This window comes from Ruegeria sp. CDSB029 (assembly GCF_059611125.1).
This window is the reverse complement of record NZ_JBXWOX010000050.1, coordinates 1-5,895: the sequence shown is the minus strand read 5'-3', so window position 1 is coordinate 5,895 and position 5,895 is coordinate 1. Positions and strand designations below refer to the sequence as shown.

The window sequence follows — 5,895 nt, the reverse complement described above, 5'->3', positions numbered from 1 at the left end:
CTTCTGCCGTTGGCTAACCGGTCAGGGTGCTGCGGTAGCAGCCCGCATTCCTGCCATTCGCCGCAGGCGCGAAATCACGTGCTTTCCGAACAGGAAATCTGCGGACGAACCAGACTTTTGCGATTGGACATGGCGTGTCCGCTCAATGCCCGTCTCCGACATTGGCGTCAGGATGTCTGACAGCGCGCTAAACTTAATTTGAGTTCACGTTTCCCAAGGGGGATTTGCGCCAATCTCTGCGACGAGAAAGTCCATGAATACCCGCACTTTGGGGGACAATACGTTGGACTTGGGATAGATCAGCCACAAGACATTGTCCTCTGCGGCTTCAAAGTTTGGAAGAACCCGTATCAAACGGCGTGACTTCAGTTGGTCATGCACGCTCCATAGAGCGTTCAGGGAAATACCAGCCCCGGCCAACGTGGCGCGGACCTGGCTTTGACCGTCGTCGATTATCAATTGACCTTTGGCTGATGCGGGATCGAAAACGGCGTTCTCGCCTGCCGGCCCTGTCAATGGCCGCAGTTGGCGGTTTTGGAAAGCGATCAGGTGGTGGTTTTTTAGATCATCAGGTGTTTTCGGACTGCCGTGCATGTCCAGATAGTGGGGCGCAGCACAAAGTATGCGTCTGTCCTCGGCCAGCTTGCGACCCTTAAGGCTAGTGTCGACAAGTGGCGCGTTCCTAAGTGCAAGATCATAACTCCCTTCGATCAGGTCGAATTGCACATCTGACAGACGCAAGTCGAGCGTGAGGTCAGGGTGTTGGTCAAGAAACTTCGGCAGGATCGGAGCGATGTAGAGTTGCGCAAAGCTGCTTGGCGCGGCAAAGCGCAATGTGCCCTTGATCGCAGTTGTTTGCTTGCCCAGAGCCGCAAGGGCAGCTTCCTCCTGCGCGATGATCTCGCGCGCGAAGGGCAGGAAATCGGCACCTTCGACCGACAGTGACACTTTTCGCGTTGTGCGATGTAAAAGTTCGGAACCCAGGCTTTGCTCCAACTTGGCGAGCTTTGCGCTGGATACAGCCGGGGCCATACCCAATGCGCGCCCTGCCGCGCTGATGTTCAGCATTTCTGCGGCCCTTACGAACAATCGCAATGCGTCAGTATCAAGTCCCATTATATTGCAAACCCGAATTATCATTCCGTGAATGGGCAGTTTATATGTGTTTTGATCGGCGTTAAATCCTTCTCATCGCTTCAATACTGCATGGGAAGTAGGCGCACATGACGCGGACAGCCACAGTCAACTACCACGTACACAAGCCGCACCGGCAAGCTTTTGAACTGGATGCAGGCGGGATCGCTGGAAACCTGGTTTCCCCCGAACTTGCCTCCACAGCGGTTGCATTAGGGGACACCCGTGCGACGGCCAACTCCGTTACATTTGTGTCTGATGCTGTTGAATTCACGACGCTGAAAACGCAGGTTCGGGGTTTTGCAGGCGATGCCTGGAAACCGACTTACGATACTGAACTGACAGCGACGCTTTCGGACAGGCTGGGCGCGCGCGAGGTTGTGATTTTTGATCATACCGTTCGGATTGATGACCCAAGTGCGACGCGCAAACCTGCGCGCAATGTCCACAGTGACTACAGCAAGGATGGTGCAGAACAACGGCTTATCGACCTGCTGGGTGCTGAGGTCGCAGCGGAATGGGCGCAAGGTCACCATGCCTTTGTCAATGTGTGGCGTCCTGTCGAACAGCCGATCAATTCGGCCCCTCTTGGATTTGTTCGCCCGTCGTCGGTTGACCCGTCTGACTGGGTCCTGCTGGATCTGATCTATCCTGACCGCAAAGGGCAGATCATGGGGCTGGTGGGAAACCCCAGGCATGAATGGATCTACCAATCCAAGATGACGCCGGATGAGGTGGCGATTTTCAACATCTATGACAATCGAGGCCTGCCCTCGATTGCACATAGCGCCCTCGATATGGTCGAGGATCCAAACGTCGCCACCATTCGCAAAAGCATCGAGAGCCGCACTTTGGTGCGCTATTAAAGGAGGGCCAGATATGTTGGATAAAATGCAGCCGTCTGAGTTTGCCCAAATCAACGAGGCCTACAACAAGGTCTTTCGTCCCAGGCGCCTGAGCGTTGGCCTTGTGTTGCCGCTCGAAGCATACGCAGTCGGCGCAGAACCGACACTGCGGGGTCATCTGGAAGCGGCTCAGAAAGCTGAAGAACTCGGTTTTGCAGCACTGTGGCTACGCGACGTGCCGTTCAATGTCCCAAGCTTCGGTGATCCGGGGCAGGTTTTTGATCCATTTGTCTATCTGGGTGCGTTGGCAACGGTGACCAACCGGATAGCGCTTGGAACCTCGAGTGTGATCTTGCCATTGCGCCACCCCGCCCATGTCGCCAAGGCAGCAGCGACCGCAGATGTGCTCTCGGGTGGACGGTTGCTTATGGGTGTTGCGTCTGGTGATCGTCCCGCAGAGTACCCGGCGTTGAACCAGAGCTATGACGACCGGGGGGCTCGTTTCCGCGATAGCGTTGACTACATCCGTGCAGTTGGATCGGACTATCCCAAGCATGAATGCGTTCAGGGCATACTGTCTGGCGAGATAGACATCTTGCCAAAGCCACACGGCACACGACTACCGATGCTCATAACCGGTGGCAGCCAGCAATCGCCCGATTGGGTGGCGCAGAACGGCGACGGTTGGATGACCTATCCGCGCAATGCGTCCGCCCAAGGGCAGGTTATCGCGGATTACCGACGACGCGTTCGGGGGGCGGGCCAACCGGACAAGCCTGTCATGCAATCGCTTTATATCGATGTCGTTGCCGATCCCGCCGCACCTCCGCGCCCGATCCATCTCGGGTTTCAGTCTGGCACCGACTTCCTTCGCAGCTATCTGCACGAGATTGAAACGCTCGGGATCAATCATGTCGCGCTGAACCTAAGGTTCAACCAAGCATCTATCGATTCCACCCTCGAACATCTGGCGGACGTTGTGCTGCCTGACTTTTCCTAAAGGACAATACCTATGACCAAGACTATTCTTATCACAGGTTCAACCGACGGCATTGGATTGCTTACGGCAAAGAAACTGGCCGCCGAAGGGCACAAAGTGCTGTTGCATGGTCGCAGTGTTCCCAAGTTGGAGAGCGCAGCTGCCGAGGTTGGTGGGGATGTCGAAACCTATACCGCAGATCTGAGCGATCTGGGCGCGGTTCGAAAACTGACCGAAAAAATACGCACTAAGCATGCCAAACTTGATGTATTGATCAACAACGCAGGTGTGCTGAAAGCGCCGCAAACTGTGCTTGAGAACGGGCAGGACATCCGCTTTGTAGTGAACACGCTTGCGCCATATCTGCTGACCGAGTTGCTGCTGCCGATCATTCCTGTCGACGGGCGTGTCGTGAACCTGTCATCGGCAGCTCAGGCCCCGGTAAACACCAAGGCCATGCGAGGCAATTTGCCGATGGCCGATATGGAAGCATATGCTCAAAGCAAGTTGGCGATCACCATCTGGACACGAGAATGGGCCAAATCGCTATCCGGTGCGCAGGTTTTGGTCGCAGTAAATCCTGGATCGCTTTTGGCCTCAAAGATGGTGAAAGAGGGTTTTGGCTTAGCTGGTAACGATATGAATATCGGCGCAGATATCCTGATTGATGCGGCATTGGGCGAGCGGTTCGCTGACGCGTCGGGCGCCTATTTTGACAATGACAGTGGGGCATTCTCAGATCCACACGCGGCAGCACTCGACAGGGGCCACGCTGCCGACGTCATGAATACCATCAGAGAATTGGTTAACCAGACCAACTGACCCGCGCGGCGCTAAAACGCCACGCACTTCCACCTTTAACGCTCCCTTACCCCTCACGCGTGCAGCGTCGAGGCCCAAGAAAGGAATGCCTAATGAAATACGAGAACTTTCAAACCTTTGACGTAGCCGTTGAGAACGGTATCGCTACAGTGACATTCAACTTTGGCTCCGTGAATGTGCAGGGCCAGGAAATGCTGGCAGATCTCAACAGTCTGGCCATGCGCTTAGAGCGAGATCGCGACACCAAGGTCGTGATCTTTCAATCTGCTAACCCGGAAATCTGGGTCTGCCACTACGACACCGAACTGCTCAAGGACATGCCGACTGAGGCCGTATCGCGCGAGGATGCGCAGCTTTTGGATCTGCAATCCGTCTGCGAGCGGATCAGTAAGGTGCCGCAGGCAACCATCGCAAAGCTGGAAGGGTTTGCGCGCGGCGGCGGACATGAATTGGCATTGGCACTCGACATGCGCTTTGCCGCGCGGGGCAAGTACAAGTTCATGCAGATGGAGGTCGGAATGGGCATATTGCCCTGTGGCGGCGGTGCCTCGCGCATGGCGCGTCAAACCGGTCTTGGCAAAGCGCTTGAGATCATCCTGAGCGCGCAAGACTATGACGCAGATGATGCCGAGCGTTTGGGCACCATCAACAAGGCGTTGGAGTCGGATGAAATTGGTCCCTACGTGACCGCACTGGCCAAACGGATCGCAAAATTCCCGGCAGAGTCGATCAATGCCTGCAAGCAGATGGTCTACGAATCCATCGACAAACCAATTGATGCGGCGCTGAAGGCCGAAGCCTATTGGCTCTATCAGGCCACCAGCAAAACTCCGGCGGTCAAACGGTTCACCATCGCGGATGAACAAGGTTTGGAACACGACATCGAAAACCAGCGCAACTGGGGCGATCTTGTGATGCAGGTTCAGGACATCAACTGAGCTACCCTCCAACGCAATGGCCTCTTCCGGCGTGTGTTGTTGCGAGCCGCGCCATACAAAACTTCAAAAAGGTACATCCCAATGAAAGCACTGGTTCTTAACTCATACGGACCCGAAGCACCGTTCGAACTCACTGAACTGCCCGACCTTGTCGCAACTTCTGGACATGTCGTCGTCAAAGTGGCCGCTGTCAGCGTTAACACCGTCGACACGATGATCCGAAGCATGGGCGAGGATTTGCCTCTGTCCCCCGCCTTACCGGCGGTGCTTGGGATGGACTTTGCTGGCACAGTCGTCGCAATTGGCGATGGCGTGACAGATTTTGCCATAGGCGATGAGGTATACGGTTGCGCCGGCGGTTTGATGGACCTTCCGGGCTCTCTGGCAGAGTACATCAATGCAGATGCCCGCCTGATTGCACACAAACCCAAGACTTTGAGCATGCGCGAAGCCGCCGCGCTGCCTCTTGTCGGCATTACGGCCTACGAAGGGTTGACCAGAGCCAGTGTTGGCGAAGGGCAGACTGTTCTGGTTCAGGGCGGCGCGGGTGGGGTTGGTCATGTCGCGGTTCAAATCGCACGCCACCTTGGCGCAACCGTGTCCGCAACTGGTCGCGGTGCAGATCAGATGGCCTTGATTGAAGGACTTGGTGCGCGTCCCGTGGATTTCACAACGCAAAAAGTCGAGGACTATGTTGCCGAGCACACTGGTGGCGTAGGCTTCGATGTAGTGTTTGACAGCGTTGGTGGGCCAAACATGACAAACTCATTCGCCGCGGCCAAACTCAATGGTCAAGTTGCCTCGACGGTTGCGATGGTCGAGATTGATTTGACGCCTGTGCATTTCAAAGGCCTGTCTCTGCATGTCGTCTTCATGTTGATCCCGATGATGCACAATGTGGGACGGCAAACCCACGGTGACATCTTGCGGACACTAGCAGATCTGGCGGATGACGGCGCACTTAAACCGATTGTTGACGAACAGACGTTCGGGTCGGCCGATGTCGGCGCAGCTTACGCCCACCTTACGAATAGATCTGCGGTCGGAAAAGTCGTCGTGGAATTGTGATAAGTTTCGGCTGAGATTGGTGCGCGGAAAATGACCTTGCGCACCAACTCAGTTTGAGTTGCAATTGATGTCGACTATACAGTGCTTAGCTGACCTTCGTGCAAATTGC

Annotated in this window: 7 protein-coding genes; 6 read left to right on the top strand and 1 reads right to left on the bottom strand. The window is 55.5% G+C overall.

Going from position 1 to position 5,895, the window contains the following annotated elements; genetic code table 11:
- Positions 1–202: hypothetical protein (locus AC2FI8_RS24415; protein WP_496781239.1), on the top strand; the 202-nt coding region annotated here is incomplete at its 5' end.
- 2 nt (positions 203–204) lie between these two features.
- Here AC2FI8_RS24415 and AC2FI8_RS24410 read toward each other — a convergent pair.
- The gene (locus AC2FI8_RS24410; protein WP_496742154.1) at positions 205–1,116 is read right to left on the bottom strand and encodes a LysR family transcriptional regulator; all 912 of its coding nucleotides are present in this window, start codon (positions 1,114–1,116) and stop codon (positions 205–207) included.
- 107 nt (positions 1,117–1,223) lie between these two features.
- On the opposite strand from AC2FI8_RS24410, the gene AC2FI8_RS24405 reads away from it, so the two are divergent.
- The 5 genes from AC2FI8_RS24405 (at position 1,224) to AC2FI8_RS24385 (ending at position 5,786) form a co-directional block, all read left to right on the top strand.
- Complete coding sequence (locus tag AC2FI8_RS24405) at positions 1,224–2,000, top strand: CmcJ/NvfI family oxidoreductase (RefSeq protein ID WP_496781238.1); 777 nt, start codon at positions 1,224–1,226, stop codon at positions 1,998–2,000.
- 13 nt (positions 2,001–2,013) lie between these two features.
- Positions 2,014–2,979, top strand: a complete 966-nt coding sequence (locus AC2FI8_RS24400; RefSeq protein ID WP_496781237.1) for an LLM class oxidoreductase — start codon at positions 2,014–2,016, stop codon at positions 2,977–2,979.
- A 12-nt stretch (positions 2,980–2,991) separates the two neighbouring features.
- Positions 2,992–3,780, top strand: coding sequence for an SDR family NAD(P)-dependent oxidoreductase (locus AC2FI8_RS24395; protein ID WP_496781236.1), 789 nt, complete (start codon positions 2,992–2,994; stop codon positions 3,778–3,780).
- A 92-nt stretch (positions 3,781–3,872) separates the two neighbouring features.
- A complete protein-coding gene (locus tag AC2FI8_RS24390; protein ID WP_496781235.1) occupies positions 3,873–4,718 on the top strand; it encodes an enoyl-CoA hydratase/isomerase family protein in 846 nt (281 codons plus the stop codon).
- Positions 4,719–4,799: 81 nt separating this feature from the next.
- On the top strand, positions 4,800–5,786 hold the full coding sequence (locus tag AC2FI8_RS24385) for a zinc-dependent alcohol dehydrogenase family protein (RefSeq protein WP_496781234.1): 987 nt from the start codon (positions 4,800–4,802) through the stop codon (positions 5,784–5,786).
- Positions 5,787–5,895 lie beyond the last annotated feature (109 nt).

What these genes read in the sequence shown, in the direction of transcription:
- AC2FI8_RS24400 (WP_496781237.1), top strand. Translation starts at nt 2,014, where the DNA reads ATGTTGGATAAAATGCAGCCGTCTGAGTTTGCCCAAATCAACGAGGCC.
- AC2FI8_RS24385 (WP_496781234.1), top strand. Translation starts at nt 4,800, where the DNA reads ATGAAAGCACTGGTTCTTAACTCATACGGACCCGAAGCACCGTTCGAA.
- AC2FI8_RS24410 (WP_496742154.1), bottom strand. Translation starts at nt 1,116, where the DNA reads ATGGGACTTGATACTGACGCATTGCGATTGTTCGTAAGGGCCGCAGAA.
- AC2FI8_RS24390 (WP_496781235.1), top strand. Translation starts at nt 3,873, where the DNA reads ATGAAATACGAGAACTTTCAAACCTTTGACGTAGCCGTTGAGAACGGT.
- AC2FI8_RS24405 (WP_496781238.1), top strand. Translation starts at nt 1,224, where the DNA reads ATGACGCGGACAGCCACAGTCAACTACCACGTACACAAGCCGCACCGG.
- AC2FI8_RS24395 (WP_496781236.1), top strand. Translation starts at nt 2,992, where the DNA reads ATGACCAAGACTATTCTTATCACAGGTTCAACCGACGGCATTGGATTG.